21 protein-coding genes and 2 tRNA genes are annotated in these 23,912 nt (G+C 52.7%); 10 read left to right on the top strand and 13 right to left on the bottom strand.

All coding sequences use genetic code 11. The features are described from left to right. Positions 1–102: 102 nt before the first annotated feature. The 3 genes from LGT44_RS14175 (at position 103) to LGT44_RS14165 (ending at position 5,599) form a co-directional block, all read left to right on the top strand. Positions 103–1,116 carry an AraC family transcriptional regulator gene (locus LGT44_RS14175; protein ID WP_230331429.1) on the top strand — a complete coding sequence of 338 codons (1,014 nt, stop codon included), beginning with the start codon at positions 103–105 and terminating at the stop codon, positions 1,114–1,116. Next, positions 1,079–3,850, top strand: a complete 2,772-nt coding sequence (locus tag LGT44_RS14170) for a hybrid sensor histidine kinase/response regulator (protein ID WP_230331430.1) — start codon at positions 1,079–1,081, stop codon at positions 3,848–3,850. The genes LGT44_RS14175 and LGT44_RS14170 overlap by 38 nt, the downstream gene beginning before the upstream one ends. 93 nt (positions 3,851–3,943) lie before the next feature. Then, a complete protein-coding gene (locus LGT44_RS14165; RefSeq protein ID WP_230331431.1) occupies positions 3,944–5,599 on the top strand; it encodes an alpha-amylase family glycosyl hydrolase in 1,656 nt (551 codons plus the stop codon). 9 nt (positions 5,600–5,608) lie between these two features. Here LGT44_RS14165 and LGT44_RS14160 read toward each other — a convergent pair whose 3' ends face one another. Further along, positions 5,609–6,445 carry a prephenate dehydratase gene (locus LGT44_RS14160; RefSeq protein WP_230331432.1) on the bottom strand — a complete coding sequence of 279 codons (837 nt, stop codon included), beginning with the start codon at positions 6,443–6,445 and terminating at the stop codon, positions 5,609–5,611. A 387-nt stretch (positions 6,446–6,832) separates the two neighbouring features. Between LGT44_RS14160 and LGT44_RS14155 the strand changes: the two genes are divergently transcribed. Genes LGT44_RS14155 through LGT44_RS14145 form a run of 3 tightly spaced genes read left to right on the top strand, consistent with a single transcriptional unit; the run spans position 6,833 to position 9,862 of the window. After that, positions 6,833–7,828, top strand: coding sequence for a hypothetical protein (locus LGT44_RS14155; RefSeq protein WP_230331433.1), 996 nt, complete (start codon positions 6,833–6,835; stop codon positions 7,826–7,828). Continuing rightward, entirely contained in the window at positions 7,825–8,658 is an 834-nt protein-coding gene (locus LGT44_RS14150; protein WP_230331434.1) for an HAD-IIB family hydrolase, read from the top strand. The genes LGT44_RS14155 and LGT44_RS14150 overlap by 4 nt, the downstream gene beginning before the upstream one ends. Further along, positions 8,651–9,862 carry a glycosyltransferase family protein gene (locus LGT44_RS14145; protein WP_145470393.1) on the top strand — a complete coding sequence of 404 codons (1,212 nt, stop codon included), beginning with the start codon at positions 8,651–8,653 and terminating at the stop codon, positions 9,860–9,862. The genes LGT44_RS14150 and LGT44_RS14145 overlap by 8 nt, the downstream gene beginning before the upstream one ends. A gap of 312 nt (positions 9,863–10,174) precedes the next feature. On the opposite strand, the gene LGT44_RS14140 is transcribed toward LGT44_RS14145, so the two are convergent. Continuing rightward, on the bottom strand, positions 10,175–10,462 hold the full coding sequence (locus LGT44_RS14140) for a DUF6482 family protein (RefSeq protein WP_225690694.1): 288 nt from the start codon (positions 10,460–10,462) through the stop codon (positions 10,175–10,177). Positions 10,463–10,668: 206 nt separating this feature from the next. Between LGT44_RS14140 and LGT44_RS14135 the strand changes: the two genes are divergently transcribed. Continuing rightward, entirely contained in the window at positions 10,669–11,280 is a 612-nt protein-coding gene (locus LGT44_RS14135) for a TetR/AcrR family transcriptional regulator (RefSeq protein WP_186436009.1), read from the top strand. Positions 11,281–11,290: 10 nt separating this feature from the next. On the opposite strand, the gene LGT44_RS14130 is transcribed toward LGT44_RS14135, so the two are convergent. The 5 genes from LGT44_RS14130 to zwf are packed head-to-tail and all read right to left on the bottom strand — an operon-like array spanning position 11,291 to position 17,706. After that, positions 11,291–13,030 carry a sugar phosphorylase gene (locus tag LGT44_RS14130; RefSeq protein ID WP_230331435.1) on the bottom strand — a complete coding sequence of 580 codons (1,740 nt, stop codon included), beginning with the start codon at positions 13,028–13,030 and terminating at the stop codon, positions 11,291–11,293. A 10-nt stretch (positions 13,031–13,040) separates the two neighbouring features. Beyond that, positions 13,041–13,649, bottom strand: coding sequence for a bifunctional 4-hydroxy-2-oxoglutarate aldolase/2-dehydro-3-deoxy-phosphogluconate aldolase (eda, locus tag LGT44_RS14125; protein WP_145470386.1), 609 nt, complete (start codon positions 13,647–13,649; stop codon positions 13,041–13,043). 48 nt (positions 13,650–13,697) lie between these two features. Continuing rightward, positions 13,698–15,509 carry a phosphogluconate dehydratase gene (edd, locus tag LGT44_RS14120; protein WP_230331436.1) on the bottom strand — a complete coding sequence of 604 codons (1,812 nt, stop codon included), beginning with the start codon at positions 15,507–15,509 and terminating at the stop codon, positions 13,698–13,700. Continuing rightward, on the bottom strand, positions 15,490–16,239 hold the full coding sequence (pgl, locus tag LGT44_RS14115; RefSeq protein WP_230331437.1) for a 6-phosphogluconolactonase: 750 nt from the start codon (positions 16,237–16,239) through the stop codon (positions 15,490–15,492). Before pgl ends, edd begins: the two co-directional genes overlap by 20 nt. Positions 16,240–16,248: 9 nt before the next feature. Then, a complete protein-coding gene (zwf, locus tag LGT44_RS14110) occupies positions 16,249–17,706 on the bottom strand; it encodes a glucose-6-phosphate dehydrogenase (protein WP_230331438.1) in 1,458 nt (485 codons plus the stop codon). A gap of 353 nt (positions 17,707–18,059) precedes the next feature. On the opposite strand from zwf, the gene LGT44_RS14105 reads away from it, so the two are divergent. Beyond that, positions 18,060–18,135: transfer RNA gene (locus LGT44_RS14105), tRNA-Asn, on the top strand. Positions 18,136–18,144: 9 nt separating this feature from the next. Further along, positions 18,145–18,221, top strand: a tRNA-Pro gene (locus LGT44_RS14100). A gap of 417 nt (positions 18,222–18,638) precedes the next feature. On the opposite strand, the gene LGT44_RS14095 is transcribed toward LGT44_RS14100, so the two are convergent. Together LGT44_RS14095 and LGT44_RS14090 are read right to left on the bottom strand one after the other, a co-directional pair. Further along, positions 18,639–19,331 (bottom strand): FKBP-type peptidyl-prolyl cis-trans isomerase, encoded by a 693-nt coding sequence (locus LGT44_RS14095; RefSeq protein ID WP_145470378.1) that lies wholly within the window; start codon positions 19,329–19,331, stop codon positions 18,639–18,641. A 118-nt stretch (positions 19,332–19,449) separates the two neighbouring features. Beyond that, positions 19,450–19,650, bottom strand: a complete 201-nt coding sequence (locus LGT44_RS14090; RefSeq protein WP_225690708.1) for a hypothetical protein — start codon at positions 19,648–19,650, stop codon at positions 19,450–19,452. Positions 19,651–19,815: 165 nt separating this feature from the next. On the opposite strand from LGT44_RS14090, the gene LGT44_RS14085 reads away from it, so the two are divergent. Further along, positions 19,816–20,658 carry a hypothetical protein gene (locus tag LGT44_RS14085; protein WP_225690710.1) on the top strand — a complete coding sequence of 281 codons (843 nt, stop codon included), beginning with the start codon at positions 19,816–19,818 and terminating at the stop codon, positions 20,656–20,658. Between the two features lie 81 nt (positions 20,659–20,739). Here the strand turns inward: LGT44_RS14085 and LGT44_RS14080 are convergent, their stop codons facing one another. The 4 genes from LGT44_RS14080 to bamC all read right to left on the bottom strand — a co-directional run bounded on the left by LGT44_RS14080 (position 20,740) and on the right by bamC (position 23,903). Next, positions 20,740–21,492: a TIGR04219 family outer membrane beta-barrel protein gene (locus tag LGT44_RS14080; protein ID WP_145470374.1), complete on the bottom strand. Its 753-nt coding sequence runs from the start codon at positions 21,490–21,492 to the stop codon at positions 20,740–20,742. A gap of 243 nt (positions 21,493–21,735) precedes the next feature. Continuing rightward, positions 21,736–22,446: a phosphoribosylaminoimidazolesuccinocarboxamide synthase gene (gene purC / locus LGT44_RS14075; protein ID WP_145470372.1), complete on the bottom strand. Its 711-nt coding sequence runs from the start codon at positions 22,444–22,446 to the stop codon at positions 21,736–21,738. A 48-nt stretch (positions 22,447–22,494) separates the two neighbouring features. Further along, a complete protein-coding gene (locus LGT44_RS14070) occupies positions 22,495–23,256 on the bottom strand; it encodes an MBL fold metallo-hydrolase (protein ID WP_230331439.1) in 762 nt (253 codons plus the stop codon). Continuing rightward, positions 23,253–23,903: an outer membrane protein assembly factor BamC gene (gene bamC / locus LGT44_RS14065; protein WP_230331440.1), complete on the bottom strand. Its 651-nt coding sequence runs from the start codon at positions 23,901–23,903 to the stop codon at positions 23,253–23,255. Before bamC ends, LGT44_RS14070 begins: the two co-directional genes overlap by 4 nt. Between the last annotated feature and the right edge of the window lie 9 nt (positions 23,904–23,912).

The raw sequence follows: 23,912 nt of genomic DNA, 5'->3' as shown, positions 1-23,912 counted from the left end.
CTGAACCTGCATGACATATATGCTCAACAAACCTTGCCATTCCTGATCAATAACAACAAAATCACACCCGGCCACTCCGGCCGGATACTGTGAGTTACAGGCATGTCGAGTCACTGGATACCCCGCCCTTTTATTGATGCGCCACTGCGCGGCGCTGCCGGTCTCGGTCTGGACCCCGAACAATTGTGGGCCGCTGCCGGGCTGGACGCTGCCATTCTGGCCGATCCTGAGGGGCAGATTAATGCCAATGACTATGCCAGCCTGATGGCAACCCTGTGGGCCCACAGTGATGATGAATTTATGGGGCTGGCGAAAGTACGCAGCCATTCCGGCACCTTTGCCATGATGTGCAAGGCCATCATCAGCTGTTCATCACTGGAGCATGCCCTGCATCGTGCCAGGCGCTTTTACGCATTGTTTGACGGCGCCCCCAACATCCGTGTTATTCGCGGTCCGCAGCTATCGCGGCTGCAAATTGAACATGACCCGGCTGCAGACCCCGATCACTTTCTCAGCGAATCCCTGCTGGCTATCTGGCACCGGCTGAGCAGCTGGCTGGTTGGCCAGGGTATTCCCCTGTTATCGGTGGGCTGCTGTTATCCGCCACCGGTGCATGCTGCGCTGTATCAGAACCTGTTTGCCACACCGGTTAAATTCAACGAAGACAGCACCTATCTGCTGATTCCCAGCCGGGTACTCAGCCTGCCGGTCAGTCAGACCGCGGCCTCCCTGCGCGCCTTTTTAAATCACTCTCCGGCCGATTTCCTCGCCCGGCCGAATCCGCATGAAAGCATGACGGGTAAACTGCGTCAGCTGTTCCGCCGTTACGATATCGACAGCCTTCCGGATCTGGCCGAAAGCGCCGCTCAGCTCGGTGTATCCAGTGCTACACTGAGGAGGCGCCTGCATGATGAGCAGACCTCCTTTCAGAAACTGAAAGATGAATGCCGGCTGGAGGAAGCCAGCCTGCGTCTGGCGCAGCAGGATACCAGTATCCGTGAAATTGCCGAGTATCTGGGCTACACCGAAACCAGCACATTCCACCGCGCTTTCAAAAAATGGATGGGACTGACACCGGGTGATTATCGCAGCCAACAACAAGGCATCCGCCGCTGATTCCGGTTATCTGTCGGTTATCCGGTTTGCTGCCTCCCTGATATTTCTGCTCTGCCTTTTTGGCCAGTCGGCGACTGCCCTTGCCGTAACACCGGCCAGCTGGACACTCAGCGAACAGGACTCTGGCCGTCTCCTCGGGCGCGAACTTGAGTACTGGCGGGAAGACAGCCGGCAAGCTCTTACTCTGGACGAATTAAAGGCTTTAAAACCCGAGTGGCGACGCCACCCGGATACCACTCCGAATTTCGGTTTATCGCCAGACGCTTATTGGTTCCGGCTGCGTGTAACATTGCCAGAAGCCAGTGACCAGTGGCGGTTAAGTATTGAATTCCCGTTGCTCGACCGGGTTGATCTGTATCTGCAGTTTGACCAGCGAACCATCCAGCAGGAACAGTTTGGTGATCGCTTGCCGTTCAGCCAGCGCCCCCTGCGACACCGTAATTTTCATATTCCCCTGCGGCTGAATTACGCCGGTGAGTACGAGATTTATCTCAGGGTACAAAGCGCAGGCTCTCTGCAACTGCCTGTTACCTTCTGGTTAAGGGACGAACAGGAAGCGGAAGCGGCCAGTGATTATCTGAGCGCCGGTCTGTATATCGGTTTTATTGTAGCCATTCTGCTGTTTAATTTTTTTATTGCTGCAACAACCCGTGAAATGTACATCCTGTATTTCACCTGCTTTCTGCTGGCTTATCTGCTTTTCTACATTTCACTGAGTGGTTATGGTTTTGAATATCTGTGGCCCGACAACTTATGGCTGGAAGAACGCCTGACCATTCTGGCTGTTGCCGCTGCTTGTATCTTTGCTACGTTATTTGCACGACGTTTTCTGCGCTTAAAACATAATCACCCACGCCTGCACCGGATTAATCAGGGCTGTTTATATCTGGCGTTGCTGGTGTTTATGGTTAATCCGTTTATTGATTATCAGCCCGCAGTAAAAATAACCATGGCGGCTACGTTTATCATCAGCCTGCTCAGTCTGATTGTCGGTATCAGCGCAGCCCTGCAGCGGACCTTATCCGGTTTATTGTATGCCGGCGGCTGGCTGACCCTGCTGCTGGGGGTCATCGTGCACAGTCTGAGTAAAGAAGGCTTGCTGCCCATCACGCCATTAATTGAATACTCTTCACACATTGGCTCCATTTTATTGGTCTGTACTCACAGCATGGCCATTGCCCTGCGTTTTTATGAAGAACGCCAGCAACATAAACTAACGCTGGAGCAGATGACGGAAGCACAGAGAGAAAGCCTGCGCTCGCGCTATCGCATGCAGGAAGCAGAACTGCAGCGTAAACAGACCGAACTGGAAAACCAGGCAAAGTCGGTGTTTCTTGCAATGATGAGCCACGAAATCCGCACACCGCTGAATGGCGTACTGGGGATGGTGCAGTTACTGGGGCAAACTCCCCTCGACCCGCAACAGCAACGCTATCTGGAAACCATCAGTACGTCCGGAGAATCCCTGCTCACCATTCTTAATGACATTCTGGATCTGTCAAAAATGAATTCCGGCAAGCTGCAGCTGGAGATGCAGGACGTACCTTTACATGAACTGATCAGTGACTGCCTGACGCTGTATTCCCAGCAGGCAAAAGAAAAAGGTCTGGTTCTGCTTGCCCATCTGCACCTGCCGCTGTATCAGACCATTCATACCGACCCAACCCGTCTGCGCCAGATCGTCAACAACCTGCTCAGTAATGCCGTTAAATTTACCAATAGCGGCAGTATTGTTCTGACCCTGCGTTTCAGTGAGCAGAAAATGCTGCTCAGTATCAAAGACACCGGTATCGGTATCAGCAAGGAATATCAAACGCGTTTATTTGAACACTTCAGCCAGGCCGATGCCTCTACCTCACGCAATTACGGCGGCACCGGGCTGGGCCTGAGTATCTGCAAACAGTTAAGCGAATTACTCGGTGGCGATATCAACGTTCACAGCCGCAGCGGCGAGGGCACAGAATTTATTTTTACCCTGCCCGACTGCCAGCCAGATAATCCGGTGAATATTGAAGTCATTGATACTGGTACTGTACATATTCAGCTGTCGAAGGCAGAAGAGCGGGAACTGGTTACCCGGTTTATGCGCGAGCTTGGTTTTCAGGTAACGGAACAGGCTCCGGCTGATCTTTTATTCAGTGACCAGCCCCCGGAGGAAAGCAACACTCAGCATTACCGGCGCCTGTTGTATTTATGCGATGAAAACAGCCCTGCACTCAATCCTTTGCAACAGATTGTACGGCCGTTAAAAACGTCCAGCATCGTGCACCGTCTCAATGGCGTCGGTACGCAATACGGAAATAAACACATAGTACCGGCACAATTATTCAAAGATTGCCTGGTCTGGGTGGCTGAAGATAATCCGGTCAACCAAAAAGTGGTTGTCGGCATGCTGCGCAACCTTGGTCTTAAATATGAAATTTTTTCCGATGGCAGCAGCCTTATTAAGGCCTGGCAGGAAAAGCAACAGGCTCATCCGGATATGATTTTAATGGACTGTGAAATGCCGGTTATGGATGGATTTACCGCCACCCAGCGGCTGCGGGAGCATGAGCAGGAAGCCTCGGACTATAAGCACATTCCCGTGGTTGCTCTCACCGCTCATGCCCTGCCTGAATACAAGGAAAAAGCCCTGAACAGCGGCTTTGATGATTTCCTCAGCAAACCCATCCGTCAGGAACAGCTGCGCCAGTTATGCCTGCGCTGGCTGCTGCCACCACCCGACGGAACCTGATGGCTGTAAGAGCGGTGGTAATTACTCTGGGCTTCATACCTCTGTCACAAAGCGCCGTCCATAATCGCCTTATTACTGACAGCAGAGGCCTTTATGAACTGGTGGCAACAGGGAGTGTTTTATCAGATCTATCCGCGCAGTTTTCAGGACAGCAATAGCGATGGTGTCGGTGACCTGCAGGGCCTGATTCAGCGGCTTGATTATTTAAATGATGGCACTGAACAATCACTCGGCATTGATGCCATCTGGCTGTCACCGTTTTTTCCATCCCCCATGCGCGACTTTGGTTACGACATCAGCGACTATTGCGCTATCGATCCGCAGTTCGGCAGCATGGATGATTTCGACGAATTACTGCAGCAGGCGCATCTGCGCCAGATCCGGATTATTCTCGATCTGGTGGTCAATCATACCTCCGACCAGCATCCCTGGTTCCAGCAAAGCTGCGATCCGGATTCTGATCAAGCCGACTGGTATATCTGGCATAAGGGTAAACAGCCGCCCAATAACTGGCTCGGCTGTTTTGGCGGGCGCGGCTGGACCTTTAACGCTCAGCGTCAGGCCTGGTATTACCACTCTTTTCTGCCACAGCAACCCGACCTTAACTGGCGCAATCCTGCGGTTAAACAGGCCGTTAAACAGGTTATGGAATTCTGGCTGGCGAAAGGCGTCGATGGCTTCCGTCTGGATGTGGTGAATCTGTATTACAAAGATGCGCAACTGCGTAATAACCCGACTGACTGGTTCAGACTGGCACGGCCTTATGATCGTCAGCGTCATATCTATGATCGTGATCAGCCGGAGATGCACAGTCTGCTGCATGAAATGCGGCACTGGATCGATGCCTGGCCAGAGCGGATGATGGTAGGCGAAGTGATGCTTGCCGATGCCGGCAACAGTGATTTACCGGCCAGTTATTATGGTCAGAATGACGAGCTGCATCTGGCCTTTAATTTTGAATTTTTACGGGCGCCGTTTAAAGCCAGTGCGTTTCACGCCATCATCAGAAAATGGACGGAATTATTGGGCAGTGAAAACTGGCCTAATTACACATTAAGTAATCACGATTTTTGCCGTCATGCCAGCCGTTACCGTGCAGGTAAACTCACCCAGGCCCGCCTTGAAATACTCGCCGCCCTGCTGCTGACCTTACGCGGTACGCCGTTTTTATATTACGGTGAAGAAACCGGAATGCCGGAACAAAACGTTAAGCGCCGCGACCTGCAGGACCCGGTGGGTATCCGTTACTGGCCACTGCATCCCGGACGTGATGGCTGCCGCCGGCCGATGATGTGGGATGCTCCGCCTAACACTTTTACTCAGGGGCAGAGCTGGTTGCCGGACGAACCCGTCCCTGCGCACAGCGTTACCCAACAACAGCAAGACCCGCACAGCCTGCTGAGCTGGTATAAAAAACTGATCTGGCTGCGCAAAAAAACACCGGCCCTGCATCAGGGAAAACTGCGCCTTTTGCAGGCGTCAGCGGATGTCCTCGCCTATGAGCGCAGTGGTATAAATGCAGGCCGTACGGAACGGCTGCTGATACTGCTGAATTTTTCCAACCGCACGCAATCCACCAGCCTGCACCCACAGGCGCTGGCCAGCTGTCTGCTGAATAATAAAAAGAAGGATGAAAGAGAAACCTCAGCGGAGAGTCTGGATTTCCACCATGGCCGTCTGCAACTGCAGCCTCTGCAGGCTCTGGTGCTGCAATTACAGGATGATTATCCGCTGAAGGTTTATGTCTGACGATCTGCGTTAAACGCGGTAATCGTGCGCCGGATAACTGCCTAATATGCGCACTTCGCGGGCAAAGTATTCCAGCTCTTCCAGTGCCAGAATCATATTGTGCTGCTGCGGGTGCCCCTGAATATCAACATGAAAATGGCTGGCTTCCATCGTGCCGCCATCCATATAGCTTTCTAACTTCAGCAGGTTCACACCGTTGGTGGCGAAGCCGCCCAGGGCTTTATACAGCGCCGCCGGAATATTGCGCACCGAAAACAGAATACTGGTGATGTAATCCATACCGGGCTCAGCCTGCTGATGCTCCTGCTCACGGCTGAACACCAGAAAACGGGTGGTATTACCGATCACATCCTGAAAATTATCATGCACCACGTTCAGGCCATACAGTTCGGCCGCCAGCGCCGAGGCAATGGCGCCACGCTTGCGGTTTTTGCCCTGACTCAGGTTACGCGCTTCCATCGCCGTATCGACCGCGGCCACCGCTTTCATGCCCAGATTAACAATACGCTGATGGCACTGCGCCAGCGCCTGCGGATGGGAAGCCACCTCCTCAATATCGCTGAGGTTTACCCCCGGTAATGCCAGCAAACAGTGATTGACCGGTTCAAAATGCTCGGCAATAACAAACAGCGAGGTTTTCGGAATCAAGCGGTAAATTTCTTCAACCCGCCCGGCCGTTGAGTTTTCCAGAGGAATCATCGCCTGGTCGGCAAAACCGGAAGCCACCAGCTCCAGCGCCGATAAAAAATCATCGCAGGCAACCGCCTCCCAGTGTGGGAACACCTTACAACAAGCCAGATGCGAATAAGCGCCGGCAGTGCCCTGATAGGCAACCCGTGGCTGCATGAAAATCTCCCCAAATTAATCGAACAGAACACTGCGCCAATGCATTGCCAGGCCAGACAATGCATTATCGCACCACCACATTATTGCACCACCATGGGGCGCATGAAAAACACCAGTATAAAATGCACCAAAACAAGGCACTAACATAAATTTCAGGATATCCATCGACATCCCGTCATCAACGCCTGCCCGTGCAGACCGCCTGCCGTGCACTTCTGAGCTTATACAGCCCATTCTACCTCTGTTCGGGTTCACCAGAGCACATAAAAGCAGTGCTCTGGGTCAGTAAAATCAGGCGAAAAATCTTATCTGGCACAGTGCCTGCTCTGTCTCATTCAGGTATCTGCTCTACCATTAATTTAACCGGGACAGATAACAGGTATCGATATGAATTTTCAACCAACACTCTGGCCACAATCACTCAGCAGCGATCCACAACTGCTGGAACAATTACGCAGCGCTGGCGAAACAGAGCTGCAGGACTTTCCTGCCGCCTGGCTCAGCCAGTGGCCGGATGTCTGGGCGCCGCTTGCCGCCTGGCTGGCAAGCGAAAAAGGTCGTCTGCCAACAGAAGTGCCGGTTATTGGTATTCATGGTGGTCAGGGATCGGGGAAATCCACCCTGTGTAAAGCCCTGGCACTGGTATACCGCAAAGCTCTGGGCTGGAACACCGTAGTGCTGTCCATTGATGATCTCTACCTGACGCACTCCGAACGCAGCCAGCTGGCACTGAATATTCACCCGCTGCTGACCACCCGTGGCGTGCCCGGCACCCATGATGTGGCACTGGGCATGTTACTGACCCGTCAGCTGCGCAAGCTGAACGAAGGTGAACGTTTAATGATTCCGGTCTTCGATAAAATTCAGGATGACCGCCTGCCGGATAATTATTGGCATAAAGTGACGGGCACGGTCGATCTGATCCTGTTTGAAGGTTGGTGTGTAGGCTGTCTGCCGGTTGCAGAAGAAGACCTGCAGGAGCCGGTCAACGGCCTTGAAGCCAGCGACGACAGCGACGGCCAATGGCGGCGCTGGGTCAATCAGCAACTGGCCGGCAGCTATGCCGAATGGTTCGCCCAGATCGACCGCCTGCTAATGCTGAAAGTCCCCGACATGAAAGCCGTACACCAGTGGCGCCGCGAACAGGAAGAAAGTAACCGCAAACAATCAGCAGCTCTGTCGCAGAACAAAATCAGTCTGAGCAAAACCACCGACCGCAGCCTCAGCGAGGCCGGGCTGATACGCTTTATTCAGCACTATCAGCGTCTGACCGAGAACGCATTACGCGAGTTGCCCGAGCATGCCGATCTGGTTCTGGAGCTGGACACGCAGCATCAGGTTGCCGCCATTCACAGTAAAACCCCGGAGGTGGATAAGCCATGAATACATCCACACATCCGCACAAGACTCCGCCGGAACTGCCTTTGGTTGTGGTCACCGATCTTGATGGCTGTTTGCTCGATCATCACAGCTACAGCGCACAGGCGGCGGAAAAAGCCTTAAAAAAACTGCACAGCCTGAATATTCCCTGCGTATTTAACAGCAGTAAAACCTTTGCCGAAATGCTGCTTCTGAGAGAAACGCTGGACAACCACGATCCCTTTGTCTGCGAAAACGGCGGTGCGATTTTTATTCCGAAAAGTAACGGTAATGGCTACAACAGCGAGATTCTGCACAGCAGTTATCTGGCCATACTGAAAGTGCTGCACAGTCTGCGTCAGCAGGGTTTTCAGTTCCGTGGTTTTAACGATATGACCGCCACCGAAGTAGCGGCATTAACCGGTTTATCGGTAGAAGACGCTCACCTGGCAAAACAGCGCAGCGCGTCCGAGCCTCTGGTCTGGACCGGCAGCGATGAGCAGCTCGCAGAATTTCGTCTGGCTCTGAGCAGCCACAACTTGCGTTTGCTCAGTGGCGGCCGTTTTCATCATGTGATGGGGCCTAACGATAAGGCCCACGGTCTGGAATTCTGCCGTCATCATTACGAAGCGTTATGGCAACAGCCGGTGAAAGTTATCGCCCTGGGTGATGGCGAAAATGACCGCGCCATGCTCAGCGCCGCCGACTACGCCATTGTGATTCCCGGTATAAAAAACACCCTCGAACTGCAGCACCCACAGCTGCGGATTGCCAGTAAAGCCGGACCGGCGGGCTGGAATGAAACCTTACTTTCCCTGTTAGATGACCTGTTCAAGGAGGCTCATAGTGGCTGATTTTTATCAGAACGGCATTATTACCACTCTGCATAATCTGGTTGACCGTCCGCTGGACGAATTAGAAAAAGAACTCATCAGTTTTTCACGTATCAGGCCCATGTCGCTGGTGCTGCCCTCTCTCTACTCCGAACTCAGCGGCCCGGCACTGGACAACATTATTAACGACGTTGCCAAAGTCCCCTACCTTAACGAAATCGTGATTGGCCTTGATCGCGCCGATGAAAAAGAATATGCCCATGCCCGGGAGTTTTTCTCGCGCCTGCCGCAGCATCACCGCATTCTATGGAACGATGGCCCGCGCCTGCGCAAAATTGATGAGTTGCTGCAAAATGAAGGTCTGGCGCCGAAAGAAATGGGTAAAGGCCGTAACGTCTGGTACTGCTATGGCTATGTACTGGCTTCCGGGCGCGCCGAAGCCGTAGCCCTGCACGATTGCGATATTGTGACTTACGAACGCAGTATGCTGGCCCGGCTGATTTATCCGGTGGCCAATCCGGCATTTAACTATGAATTTGCCAAAGGTTTTTATGCCCGCGTGGCTGCACAGAAACTCAACGGCCGGGTCAGCCGTTTACTGGTAACGCCGTTAATCCGCGCACTGAAAAAAGTCTATGGCTCTCTCGATTATCTGGAATATCTCGACAGCTTCCGCTATCCGCTGTCGGGTGAATTTTCCATGCGTACCGATGTGCTGAACGATATCCGCATTCCCTCCGACTGGGGGCTGGAAATCGGCGTGTTGTCAGAAATGAAGCGGAACTATTCAACCAATCGCATCTGCCAGGTCGATATTGCCGATGTGTATGACCATAAACACCAGCCTCTGTCGGAAGAAGACGCCAGCCGGGGACTGTCGAAAATGAGCACCGACATCTGCAAAGCCATTTTCCGTAAGCTGGCCACTCAGGGAGAAATTTTTACCACCGAAACCTTCCGCTCAATTAAAGCCACCTACTTCCGTATTGCGCTGGATTTTGTTGAAACCTATTACAACGATGCGCGGATGAATGGTTTAACACTCGACCGCCATGCCGAAGAAAAAGCCGTGGAACTGTTTGCCGAAAATATTATGGCTGCCGGTGAGCATTTCCTCGCCAATCCGATGGAAACGCCCTTTATTCCCAGCTGGAACCGGGTAATCTCAGCCGTACCCGATATTCTCGACCGCATCTATGAAGCTGTCGAAGAAGACAATCACTGACGAGGTCAGTGATTGTCTGCCGGCAGCCTGCCGTTAGGACCTGTCGACACTAATTGAATCGGCCTGCTGAGAGCTGGTTTTTCTCAGAACAAGGAGAGAGGAGTGATATTAGCGGGCTAAATGAATGACGAACGACGACGTTAATGGGGAAAACTGGCCTCAGCCCGAAGGGTTATGGCTAAAAATCCCTCATACTGCGTTGCTGTTCGCTCGCTTAACCCGTTAGGCCACACTCTCAGCGCCTTGTCTGAGATATTTTTAGCCAATAACAGGCCTGTTTAATGAGTGTCGACAGGCCCTAATCAACATGTATCAGTGAAAATACATCGGCAGGCGGTCAGCCTGGGGGCGCTCTGCGTTATTGATCATCTCGTCGTAGGGTAACTGCTGCACCATAAAACCTTTGCGTACACCCAGACTGGCCAGCTTTCCGGAACACTCCGATAAGCCGCGGAAACGTACCGGCATGCCATCTTCCATCAGCAAACTCAGACGCCCCATATAGTCCACCTGTACCAGATAGAGATCGCCCTCATTGGTGAGGATATTGACATCCACTCCCCCCTGACGCAGTGCTTTTTTAAGTTCTGATGTAGTCATATCACCTCTCCTGTGTCCGCAGACAGAAACCTATACAATACATATACAACAATGTACACAGACAGCCCCATAAGGGTTAAGAATTCTTTGCTATCAAAAAAAACACCGACCTCTGTATTTGACAATATGCGATGATGCCCTCAAAAATGACGTCCCTTTCCGTTTTTACACCGCAGTCACCGCCTGTGGTAAACCGTTGGATAGTTATGGCTAATATCGCGTCACCTGAAAAAATTGCCCGCCGCCGCCAGGATATTCTGGATGCAGCCATCGATATTTTTGCTGAAAAAGGCTTCCATGCCAGTGGCATTGCCGATATCGCCACCCGCCTGGGTATTGGTCATGGCACGGTTTACCGCTACTACAAAAACAAACGGGATATTTTTAACGAAATTCTGAATCTGCTGCTGAGTGAGATGTCGACCGTCGTGCAGCAGGACCCGCCCAACACCAACTCGCTGGCTGAATATCAGCAGCAACTGGAGCGTATTGCTGACCGGTTAATTGCTATTTTCCGCGAACGGCCGCAACTGGCACGCATCGCTTTTTATGAATCCTATGGGGTGGATGCCGACATCAGTGATGCGGTAAACCGCATTCAGGAATTATTCGCTGAATTTACCGCCTACTATCTGCAAAACGGTATCAGCAAAGCCTTTCTGCGCAGCGAAATGAATACCGCCATCGCCGCACAACTGGTCACCGCTATGCTGATGGAAACGGTTAAACATGTCGCGCTTAATGACTTCAGCGATGAGCAGATAGAGCCCTGGCGGCACGAGATTATCCGCCTGATGATCGGCGGCCTCAGCCGCTGATGCATTCCCCTTACAGACTCTGCGTCAGCCATACCGTCTGATACGGCGCCAGGGTTAATATCTCCGTTGCGGCAATATCCGCCTCATGATGACTCAGAAGATCGGTCAGTCCACCGGGTAAAAAGCCCAGACTGGCCAATGGCAGCTGCAGAATACGCTCCGTCACATTTGACAGCGCATACAGTGTCTGACTGTTATCCACGCAGGTGCGCTTAACAATAAATAAATCGGAATTAATCCGTACAATGTCCTGTCTGGCATCCGGGTGAAAAGCCTTCTGCTCACGGCGTATCCTGATCATACGGCGTAATTCCGTAAAGACTTCCGCCTGGGGTGTCACCGGATTATTCAGCAGGCATTCCAGTTCATGTTTATCCCAGATTTTACGGTTAATAGAACGTGTGCGGCCGGTTTGTTCAACATGATCCAGGTCGTTCGGAGTGGCGACCAGGCTGTGAATGTACAACGCCGGAATTCCCCTCAGGGCCAGCATAATGGCCTGCGAACAAAGGAAACGCTGCACCTGAAAATGATCGCTGCCGCGCCGTGTGCCCATGCAGGCATCGAACAAGCTGATATTGATTTCATAAGGGCTCTGACTGCCATCGGGGTTGGCTTTCATACTGACAAAGCCACCAAAACGGTGCATGGAATCAATCAGGTCCTGCACTTCACGCTCCGGTAAAATTCCCTCCACCGGGCGCACTCCGATCCCATCATGGGAAGCGGTAAAATTCAGATAAGTACAGCCCGGCGGCAGTGGCGGTATTTTATCCGCCCAATCAGTCAGAAAGCTGGCATTACCGCGGTTCAGGGCATGCAGAACCAGCGGTGGCAGGCCGAACTGATAAACCATATGCGCTTCATCGGACTGACCGAAATAACTCAGATTTTCAGCGACCGGCACATTGGTTTCGGTGATTAAAACCACTTCCGGTGCGGCATAATCGAGCACATCACGCAGCAGTTTTACCACCTCATGGGTCTGCGGCAGATGCACACAGCGGGTGCCGATTTTTTTCCATAAAAAAGCAATGGCATCCAGACGAATAAAGCGCGCACCACGCTCCACATACAACAGTAATATCTGAATAAATTCGAGTAAAACGGCGGGATTTTCAAAATTCAGATCGATCTGATCTTCACTGAAAGTAGCCCAGACATGACGTACGCCACGGTGGGTATGAACCGGGGTTAATAATGGTGTATTACGCGGACGGGTGACCGCCGAAACATCGGTTGCGGGATCTGTTTCAATAAAATAATCACTGTAGGGCTCGCGGTTGGCGATGTAATCTACAAACCATAAATTTTCACGCGAACAATGATTGATCACCAGATCTATCATCAGATCAAAATCTCTGGCGATGGCACTGATATCCTCCCAGCTGCCCCAGTCGGGATTGACCTGACGGTAATCAATTACCGAAAAACCATCGTCCGAACTGTAAGGAAAAAACGGCAGAATATGCACATTATTAACCGTGTCCTGCAAATGAGCGCGTAAAAAATCCCCCAGCGTCTGCAGCGGAATCTCACCACTGTGCTGAATACTGTGGCCGTAGGTGATCAGAATAACGTCCTGCTCCGACCAGCGTTCCGCCCTGACTGCGCTTTCCTGCCGGGCAGTATTGTCAGAAAACTGCTGGCACAGACGCAGAATATTCTGCGCCAGCTCCTGCAGGTCATTCCGCTCAGAATAAATACGTTCCAGGCGTTGTTTAAAACCGCTCAGTATTGGGTCATTCATAGGTTCTCAGTTATCCGGCAATGGCCATGGTCGTAATGGCTTGCCAGTTTCGTGCCGAGACAGCCTCTGCCGGTGTCAGCCAGCTGCCGCCCACCGCAAAGACATTATTCAGTGCCAGATAATCCTGATAATTTTTCTGACCAATACCGCCGGTCGGGCAGAATTTCACATCGGCAAAGGGGCCTGAAAAGGCTTTCAGCATCTCGATGCCTCCGGCAGCGGCGGCCGGAAAAAACTTCTGATATTTAAAGCCCGCAGCCCGCGCCTGCAACACTTCACTCGGGGTTGCCACACCGGGCAGATAAGGGCCTCCCCAACGACGGGCACATTCCAGCAACTCCGGTGAAATACCCGGACTGACGACAAACTCGGCGCCCCGGTTCAGTGCATCTTCCATTTGCTGTGCACTGGTTACGGTGCCCACGCCGACAATAGCTCCGGGAACTTCATGCTTTATCCGCGTGATGGCTTCCAGTCCATGGCGGGTACGCAGGGTAATTTCCAGCAGACGCACACCGCCCTGCACCAGCGCCTGCGCCATCGGCACCGCGTCTTCCGGGTCTTCAATCACCATAACAGGCACCAGAGGCTTGGCGCGGTCCAACCATAAATCCCACATCACGATTCTCCTTAAACGTACCCTGAATACTCGGACGAGTGTCCTGTTTTAATCCCAGCCGACAGACAACGCGCCCTGATCGGCCGGAGTGACTAATTTGCGCAAGCCGGCGAATAACTCGCGGCCAACCCCGGTCGCCGACAATACGGGCGGCTCATGGGCCGGACGCTGAGCAAAACCTTCGGCCAGCACCGTCAGTTCACCATGATGGCCGTCTAGGCGAATCACATCACCATCCTGAACCCGATCCAGCCAGCCGCCGGCATAAGCTTCCGGGCAGACATGAATGGCCGCCGGGACCTTGCCGGATGCACCGGATAAGCGCCCATCGGTCACCAGCGCCACACGGTAGCCAGCCTCCTGCAGATTGGTCAGTGCCGGTGTCAGCTGATGCAGCTCCGGCATGCCATTGGCTTTTGGTCCCTGATATTTCAGTACCACCACCACATCGCAGTTGAGTTCACCATTGCGGTATGCGTTAAGCACCGCTTCCTGAGTCGTAAATACCCGCGCCGGAGCTTCCACCTGCCAGCGATCATCCGGCACCGCCGACACTTTCATGATCGCCCGGCCCAGATTGCCCTGCAGTAATTTCATGCCGCCTTCGCGCATAAAAGGCGCGTGAGCCGGTGCCAGTACCGATAAATCGAGGCTCTCGGCTACCGCCGGACGCCAGCTCAGCGTGCCCTCAGAATTCAGATACGGCTCCTTAAAATACGGCTCCAGGCCATCGCCCATAATGGTTTTAACATCGGTATGCAGCAGCCCGGCGGAAGCCAGTTCGCGCATTAAATAGGCCATACCACCACTTTGCTGAAAGGCGTTGATATCGGCCTTGCCATTGGGATAAACCCGCGTCAGCAGCGGCACAACATCCGACAGATCGGCCATATCCTGCCAGTCGATCAGAATACCGGCCATACGTCCGATCGCCGGTAAATGAATGCTGTGATTGGTCGAACCACCGGTCGCCAGCAGCCCCACCATGGCATTCACCAGCGTGCGCTCATCCACCATCTGCCCCAGTGGCATAAAGTCTGGCGCCAGAGCAGTAAGCTCGCTGACACGCTGGGCCGCGGCGGCGGTTAATGGCGCGCGCAACGGATCATTCGGATTAATAAACGAAGACCCCGGTAACTGCAGGCCCATGATTTCCATCAGCATCTGATTGGAATTGGCGGTTCCATAAAAGGTGCAGGTGCCGGCACTGTGATACGAGGCCATCTCGCTGTGCAGCAGCTCATCGCGGCCAATTTCTCCGGCGGCATAGGCCTGCCGGACTTTGGCTTTATCGTTGTTACTGATACCGCTGGGCATGGGGCCTGCCGGTACAAACACCGCCGGCAGATGACCAAAGCGCAGAGCAGCCATCAATAACCCCGGCACAATTTTGTCGCAGATGCCGAGCAACAGCATGCCGTCGAACACCTGATGTGACATCGCCACCGCCGTACTCAGCGCAATCACATCACGGCTGAATAACGACAACTCCATCCCTGTTTGCCCCTGAGTGACACCATCACACATGGCGGGCACACCACCGGCCATCTGTCCGACATGACCACAGGCCGCCAGTGCTTTTTTCAGTTGCTGCGGGTAATCGCGATATGGCGCATGGGCCGACAGCACATCATTATAAGCACTGATGATGGCAATATTGGCGGCACGATGATTCTGCTTCAGGATCAGTTTTTCAGTATCTGAGGATGCCGCATAATCATGGGCCAGATTGGTACAGCTCAGCTGTTCGCGCACAGGCCCCCGGGCAACGGCCAGTTCTGTTTGTGCCAGATAAGCAGCGCGGGTGGCTTTGCTGCGCTGGCGGATGCGTTCGGTAACATCAAGCAGTAAGGGGTGCATCAGGCTCTCCGTGTAAATTTTCCCGGCGATAAACACTCAGGCCGACCTGTGACTGAAACAAAACCCGGCGCACCGGCATGGCCGCGGTGTTACCTGCTTCAGCAGCGTCGCAAGCAAGACTGAACACGCGGTTTTTATCGTCACCGTCAAATAACAAAAACAGATGGCGGCAGTTCGCCAGCAAACTCCAGGTCAGGGTCATACGTGGCAGCGTGACCTGTTCGTCGCTCACCGGGCAACACCAGGCGCCGGAGTTGCCATCCAGACAGCGCGGCAGTGCCTGGCTGTGTGGAAACCAGCTCGCCGTATGACCATCGCTGCCCATACCCAGTACGGCATAATCGAGCTGATCAATCTGCTCGTGCAGGATATTTTCACAGTCCATAAAGCCCTGCTGCGGTGAGGCTGCCTTGTTTTTTAATGGCAGAAAGTAAGCCTGTGCCGCCTGATGTTGCAGCAGATGCTCACGCACCAGCGCGGCATTGCTCTGCGGATCATGCTCGTTCACCCAGCGTTCATCCACCAGCGTAATCAGAACTTTCTGCCAGTCGATCTGCTGCTGTGCCAGCTGCTGAAAAAAACCGACCGGCGTTTTGCCACCGCTGACCGCCAGGCAAACCCGGCCACGGCGTTCAATGCAGCTCTGCAGACGCGTTGCCAGATCACCCGCCAGCTGTCTGGCCAACGTGTCACTGCTGTTAAAGCGCAGATCCTGCATTCCGTTCAACATAGGCATTCCTCAGCTGTTTTCATCCCACAGACGGCCATCTTTGGCCAGCAGTAAGGTTGCCGCTGCCGGCCCCCAGGAACCCGAAGTATAGGGTTCAGGCCGCTGCTCAGAATCGTTCCACGCCTGCAGAATCGGATCGACCCAGCGCCATGCCTCAAGTAATTCATCGTCGCGTAAAAACAGCGTGGCATTACCGCTCAGCACATCAAACAGCAGGCGCTCGTAGGCTTCCGGCACCCGTGTCTGCTTATGGTTGGCCGGGTTCAGACTGAGGTTCATCGGCCGAACATTCATGCCCGGCCCTACCCGTTTTTCGCACAGCATCAGGCGGATGCCTTCATCCGGCTGCAGGCGGAAGATCAGTTTGTTCGCCATGGTATTTTTATGCTGCATCGGGAAGATGGAGTGCGGAATGGCTTTAAAATGCACCACGATTTCACAGGCGCGGTCCGCCAGACGCTTACCGGTGCGCAGATAAAACGGCACCCCTGCCCAGCGCCAGTTATCAATCTCGACTTTTACCGCGACAAAGGTTTCGGTCATGCTTTTTGCCTGCACACCGGGTTCATCGCGGTAGCGCGGTACCGGCTGACCGTCTGACACACCAGCATCGTACTGACCACGAACCACCTTATCACTGACCGCCTCTGCCGTAATGGCCTTCAGGGATTTGAGCACTTTTACCTTTTCGTCACGCACCGCATCCGGCTCCAGCCGGGCCGGTGGTTCCATCGCGGTAATACACAGCAGTTGCAGCAGATGATTCTGAAACATATCGCGCATGGCGCCGACCTGATCATAAAAACCTGCACGTTTTTCTACGCCCAGAGATTCAGAAATCGTGATCTGAATATGATCGATGTACTTCTGATTCCACTGGGATTCAAACAGGGAGTTGGCAAAACGCAGCACCATCAGATTCTGTACCGTTTCTTTACCCAGGTAATGATCGATACGGTAAATCTGTGACTCCGCAAAGTATTCAGCAACGGCGTTATTAATCGCCTGAGCGGAAGCAAAGTCATGGCCGATGGGCTTTTCCAGCACGATCTTGCTCTGACTGAGAATCAGGCCACTGTTATGTAAGCCACGGGCTATACCGGTATAGAGATCGGAACCGGTGGCCAGATAAAAAATACGGTTGATATCACCGGGCATCAGCGCGCCGGCCAACAGGCTGTACTGGGCTTCATCACTGAGGTCGACGGTCAGACAGTGCAGGCGCTCGCTGAAACTCTGCCAGCTGCTTTCTTCCAGATATTCAGTCGCGACATGCCGCTTAAGTGCAGCGCGAACCATCTCGGCAAAATCGGTGGCGCCGATGTCCCGCCGGGTGGTCGAGTAAATACGCCCGGCCGGCAGACGCCCGTCACGATGCAACAAATACAATGCTGGCAGCAGCTTGCGTTGCGCCAGATCGCCAAGACCACCAAACAGAACCAGCTCGAATGGAGCATTGATATGCATCCGCTACCTCCTTTGCAAAGAAATCAGGGCTTTCCTGTCACTCGTTAACATCTCATCAAGTGCAACCGAACACCAGCCTAAGACACAATCCGGACTTCCGTCTGCCAAAACCATGGCAATGACTGATGATCCGGATAAAGTGTGACATGAATTACTCTGCCAGCGCCGCATCTTCGGCCGCTTTGTCCGCTGACGACCATACACCGCTGAACGTCCCCTGAATCCACTTTAGCCGAGGCGCACAGACAGAATGCCGCTGATGGTAAAATCTTCGCTAGTTTTTTGTTTTTATTGAAAAAAGGTGTTGACGAACAACAGCCCCCTCCGTAATATACGCCTCGCTGTTACGAAGTTCCCCGATAGCTCAGTCGGTAGAGCAGTAGACTGTTAATCTATTGGTCGTTGGTTCAAGTCCAACTCGGGGAGCCAAACAGCATTCGGGGTATAGCGCAGTCTGGTAGCGCGCCTGCTTTGGGAGCAGGATGTCGGGAGTTCGAATCTCTCTACCCCGACCAATTTTACACTCTTAACATTCCTTTCTTTTATTCTTCATACTTTTCCACTAGCTTGTGACATCAATTATGTTAACTTGCGGGAACTGCTGTGAATTCCGTTGCTCAATCAGCTCAATATCCTGTTACCTGCCCTGCCTGCAATACCATTAATGCCAAACGTGCTGCCGAGTTACTTCAGCATAAAATGCTCGATTGCCGGAAATGCGCATCCACCATCGCTATAAACGAAAATCAGCTAAACAGTTTGCGCCGTACACTGGCCGATATGGGCAATTATCTGAGACAGGGCCAACCGGCCACTAAGCACACCGATTAGTGCGACAGACAACAAAAAATCAAGAAGATAAGAAAAGAGACAAGCAGAAAACAGCAGAAAGAGCAGGTGCGGCATACACCGCACCTTGCAACTGGCGTTAATTATTTAACGATATCCAGCAGCTCAACCTCAAACACCAGAGCGGAGTTTGCAGGAATACGCGGGCTTGGGCTACGCGCACCGTAAGCCAGCTCAGCAGGAATAAACAGCTTCCACTTGTCACCGACTTTCATCATCTGCAGCGCTTCAACCCAACCACGGATAACACCGGTAACCGGGAACTGTGCAGGCTCGCCACGCTCAACAGAACTGTCAAATACAGTGCCATCAATCAGAGTACCGTGATAGTGCACACGAACAGTATCAGAAGCTTCAGGCATTGGCTGACCATCGGCCGCAGCAACCATAACTTCGTACTGCAGACCGGATTCAGTCACAGTCACACCTTCACGCTTAGCGTTTTCAGCCAGGAAATCCTGACCCGCTTTTGCAGCGGCGTCATTCAGTGCTTCCTGCTTCATGGTTTGCTCTTCACGGATTTTATCAAAAGCCGCTTTAATCACATCTTCACCGATACGTGGCTCAGCATTTGCCAGGGCATCTTTGATACCTGCAGCAATCGCATCAGCATTCATGTCGACTTCTTCACGAGACAGCTGACGACCAATATTCAGACCAACGCCATAGCTCGCCTGATCAACATGATTTTCTAACTTCACAGAGTCCTCCTGACCGCAACCGGCCAACAACAAAGCACCCAGAATGACCGCAGGTGCTGATTTAATCAGATTCATGAAAATTCCTTGCATGAGTTATCCAAGAGGCCAGTACACTACTACAAGCCTGTAGTAATTCCTATGACAGCAAAAGCAATACGAAGTTTTTCCGTGCAAACAGAGAATCACACCACATTCAGCAGGCAAAATTACCGTTTTTAGCCCGCAGCTCGCATTCCCGTTTGATGTTTTTGCAGACCTGAATTTCAGCCTGTGACAGACCCGTCGCCATCTGGCAACGATAATGACGCTGGCGCAGTTCGGCATCCGGTATATTTCCCAAACCTTCACCGCAGCCCAACAAGCTCAGAAACAACAGACAGAACAGAACCTTCACAGCATTATCCAAATGCATATTTTCGCCAAGATTCGCACAGCACCGCAGCAGTGTCCAGCGCACCGGCTGCAACCTGTCGGCAAAGGAATATCCTTTCCGTCACACAAAGGGGATAAAAGCAGGATATAATCCGCCGCAAATGAGAAAAATAAAGGAGATACCACCATGCGGATGCTGATTATTCTGGCCTGCATACTGACACTACAAGCCTGCTCCGGCCCATCCAAAGAAGAACTACGCCGTATGCAGCTGCTTGAAGCGCAGCGCGCGGAACAGGCCGCCCTCGCCGCACAAAAAGAAGCACAGGAGCGCGAAATCCGTACCCGCGAACGTCTCTCTGATGCGCGTACGGCCTGGAGCAAAAAAACTCAGCTCAGCCAGCAGCAGATCAACACTCTATTCAGCAACAGCCCGGAAGACGACCTGTCGTCTGATAAAATCTATTACGTACAATTCGATCTGCAGCCGGCCAAATACAACTACGGTCAGAACAAACAGAGCTTTACCATTGTTGGTATGCGCAACTTACCGAACAGCGCCGTTTATGGCCCGTTATTCCCGGATGAAAAAGCCCAGTATCAGCCAGGGCAGCTGGCCAAATCCGTACTGGAATTTGCATTAAAAGAAGAAACTGAAATTAACCGCATTGGTCAGGAAGTTCTGCGCGATCGAGGACAACGCTGGGTTGCCGCCGTTCTGAATTTTAAAAATTATGATTCACTGGTTAACCAGAACAACAGGCAAAGTGCTCTCTGGCGCTGGGAGCCGGGTTTATTTGATGACCTGTCCTGGGATGTGACGCCGGAAGTTGCCTACCCCTACACCTCGGAGCGTACCCTGAGCCTGCAATTAGGCCTGCGTTTCTGTCTGCTGAAAGACCGCTGCTACCTTGATTCGGATTACCGTAAACATCCGACTCATGCTGTGCGCGCAGAGGTTATCAGCGTTCTGGTGGCCAGCCATAAAAAAGGCGAAATTCTGGCGGAGTTTATCCGCGAAAAAGAATAGTCTGACGGCAAGCCATAAAAAAAGCGGCCATAATGGCCGCTTTTTTTATGCTGACATATCAGCTCTTATCAGAAGCACTTATCAGAAACCCAGTGCCAGAGACGCACCGAAGTAAGCACCGGACACATCGAAATCGGTATCGATGTCAGCCAGGTCTTTGTCGGCTTTCAGATTAATGCTGCGGTAACCGGCTTCCAGACCGATATCGACAACAGGAATCGGCAGATCGTAACCGATGCCATAACTGATATCGCTCAGCTTATTACCACCCATACCGATGTAGTTAATATCGGCAGAAGCGTACAGACCGAACGGGCTGTCGATTTTCACTTCACCGTACACCAGCGGCATTACGAAATCGAGATCAACACTTTCGTTCACACTGCTGGTTTTTCCACTGACTTCCGCAACGCCATCAAACTGACGGGCGGTCAGACCAAAATTAATATCAACAAAAGGCACCGGTAATGGCAGACCCCAGTACAGAGTCAGATCAGAGTGGCTCAGATCCAGTGTACTGGTGACATTCTCGTTGAAGGTCTGATCAGCAAACTGGGCGTTAATATTACCGTCGCCTTCCAATTCCAGTGAGGTCTGCTTCAGTTTCAGGTTCGGAATAAACGGCAGCGGGTGCTCAAAAAATACGGTCAGCTGCTGACCATTGTCAGAATCGATATTCAGGCCATCTTTTTCAACAGAAACGCCCTCATCAATCTGGCCACCGGCTTCGGCATTCCAGACGCTGGCTTTGGCACCGACGGTAAAAAGTAAATCAGCTTGTGCGGCTACTGGTGTCATAGCCAGCAGAAACGCAGCGATTGCAGTCTTTTTCATGGAGATATTCCCGTTCTTATGATTTATCCAGTCAACCGTCAGTGCGGCCGAGTGCAGCTAGTTTGCCCGCAAATGGCACGAATGCCAATTCTTTGCGCAGCCAGCAAGAAATACTTCACAAATAAGGGAGGAGATGCAACAGGGAAAGAAACACAGAGAGGAAAATAAAACGAAAAGAAAATGCGCTCTCCACCGCCAGAAGACGGTGAAGAACGGACAGCCGGAAATCAATCCGGCCGGTAATCAGAAGGTCACGCCGATACGACGACCCACTTCTTCGTAGGCTTCAACCACACCGCCCAATCCCTGACGGAAACGGTCTTTATCCAGTTTCTCACGGGAGTCCTTATCCCACAGGCGGCAGCCGTCTGGTGAGAATTCGTCACCCAGAACAACTTCACCTTTAAACAGGCCGAATTCCAGCTTGGAATCAACCAGCAGCAGACCACCTTCAAGGAAAATCTGTTTCAGCACATCGTTCACTTTGAAAGTCAGTTCTTTCATACGCGCCAGATGCTGATCTTCCACCCAACCAAAAGAACGGGCGTGGTATTCATTGACCATAGGGTCGCCCAGCGCATCATTCTTCAGGAACAGCTCGAAGGTTGGCGGAACCAGATCGATTCCCTCTTCCACACCCAGACGACGGCACAGAGAACCTGCGGCGATATTACGCACCACACACTCCAGCGGAATCATATCCAGACGCTTAACCAGCGCATCGGTATCCGACAGCAGGCGTTCAAAATGTGTCGGAATGCCGGCTTCAGCCAGCTTAGTCATGATGTAGGCGTTGAACTTGTTGTTCACCATACCTTTGCGGTCCAGCTGCTCGACTTTCTTGCCATCGAAAGCGGAAGTATCGTTGCGGAACTCCAGCACCATGTAGTCCGGATCGTCAGTGGTATACACAGACTTCGCCTTACCTGAGTAGAGTAATTCACGCTTTTCCATGGGGTTCTCCGAGGATGATCTTAAATGGTGGATCTTAAAAACCGGTTGTTACAGCTGCCGCCAGTCGGATACCTGATCCTGTTGCAGCAAAGATACTTCATGCGGCGCACATTGCAGCGCCTGCGACAGTGTCTGGCTGACCAGAGCACGGTCGTTATTCTTTTCACTGATATGACCCGCCGTGACATGCTGCAGGCCGTCCCACTGCACGCGACTGATCAGCTCAGCACACTGCTGATTACTCAGATGACCGAAATTGCCAGCCACTCTGGCACGCAGGCTGGGCGGATAAGGACCATTCTGCAACATCAGCGGATCGTGGTTGGCTTCAACCTGTAAGGCATGGCAGCGCTGATAAACATTCACAATATGCGGCGTTAACGAACCAAGATCCGACAAAACACCGAGGCGTTTTTCGGCGCTGTTTTCCAGTACAAACTGCAGAGGCTCTTCCGCATCGTGAGGAACCACGACCGGCAACACCGCCAGACCACCCACGCTGGTTACCTGATCAGAGCTGATACAACGCCAGAGCGGATGTTCCGTCCATTCCATTTTGCGTGCCGTTCCGAAGGAGGCATAAAACGGAATGCTCAGAGCTTCACATAACGCCGCCACCCCTTTGGCATGATCACCATGCTCGTGAGTAACAAACACACCATCCAGCTGGCGCGGGTCGACACCGGACTCCTGCAGCCGCAGCAGAATATTTTTGCGGTTAAAGCCGCAGTCAATCAGCACTCCGCGGTCATTCTCTAAAACAATGGTGGCATTTCCGCGACTGCCACTGCCCAAAGATGCGTATCTCACTTTTCCAGCTGGGCTTTAATCTCGTTCAGCACATCAGCCGTTAAGGCTTCGCCGGCCAGATTGTCGGCATCGGTCAGCAGAGATAAATACACTCCCTGGCGGGCGCGGTTCATCTTCAGCAGATAGGTTTCTGTCACGACATTGTCGCCCCCCCAGAAACGATCCCACCAGCTCAGCTGCTCGGCATCGTTGCGGGTCGTCATTTCCAGATAATAGGTACCGGTGCTGCGGTTAAGGTCGGTCAGTTTCAGATCAGAGGCACTCAAAGCCTCCGTAACCGAGGCCCAGGCACTGGCAAAACCACCATCAAGACGCAGGATCAGCGTACCGGCGCCATCTTTTTCCAGACGCGGATTCAGCGCTTCAGAACGGTATTCACTCAGAGAGGCAACGTTATCAGCCTCTTCGTCTTCCGCAATATAACGCTGCGGTTGTGGTGTCTCGAACGAGGATGGTTTTTCCGGAGTAACCGGTAAGGCCGGGATTGCATAGGCATCAGATGTTACCAGGCGGATGTTCTGCTCCGTCCGGGTTGGCGCCTGCTCTTCTGCATCCAGATAGTCCATCGCACGGTCGCGGAAGGTATCACCGAACATCCAGCTGCAACCGGACAGCATAACAACGGCTGGCAACAATAAAATACGCATGCAATCGCC

It is taken from the genome of Thalassolituus alkanivorans, assembly GCF_020447205.1.
GTDB lineage: Bacteria > Pseudomonadota > Gammaproteobacteria > Pseudomonadales > Oceanobacteraceae > Venatoribacter > Venatoribacter alkanivorans.
Note: the sequence above shows the minus strand (reverse complement) of the source record. Positions and strands in the feature narration are given on the sequence as shown.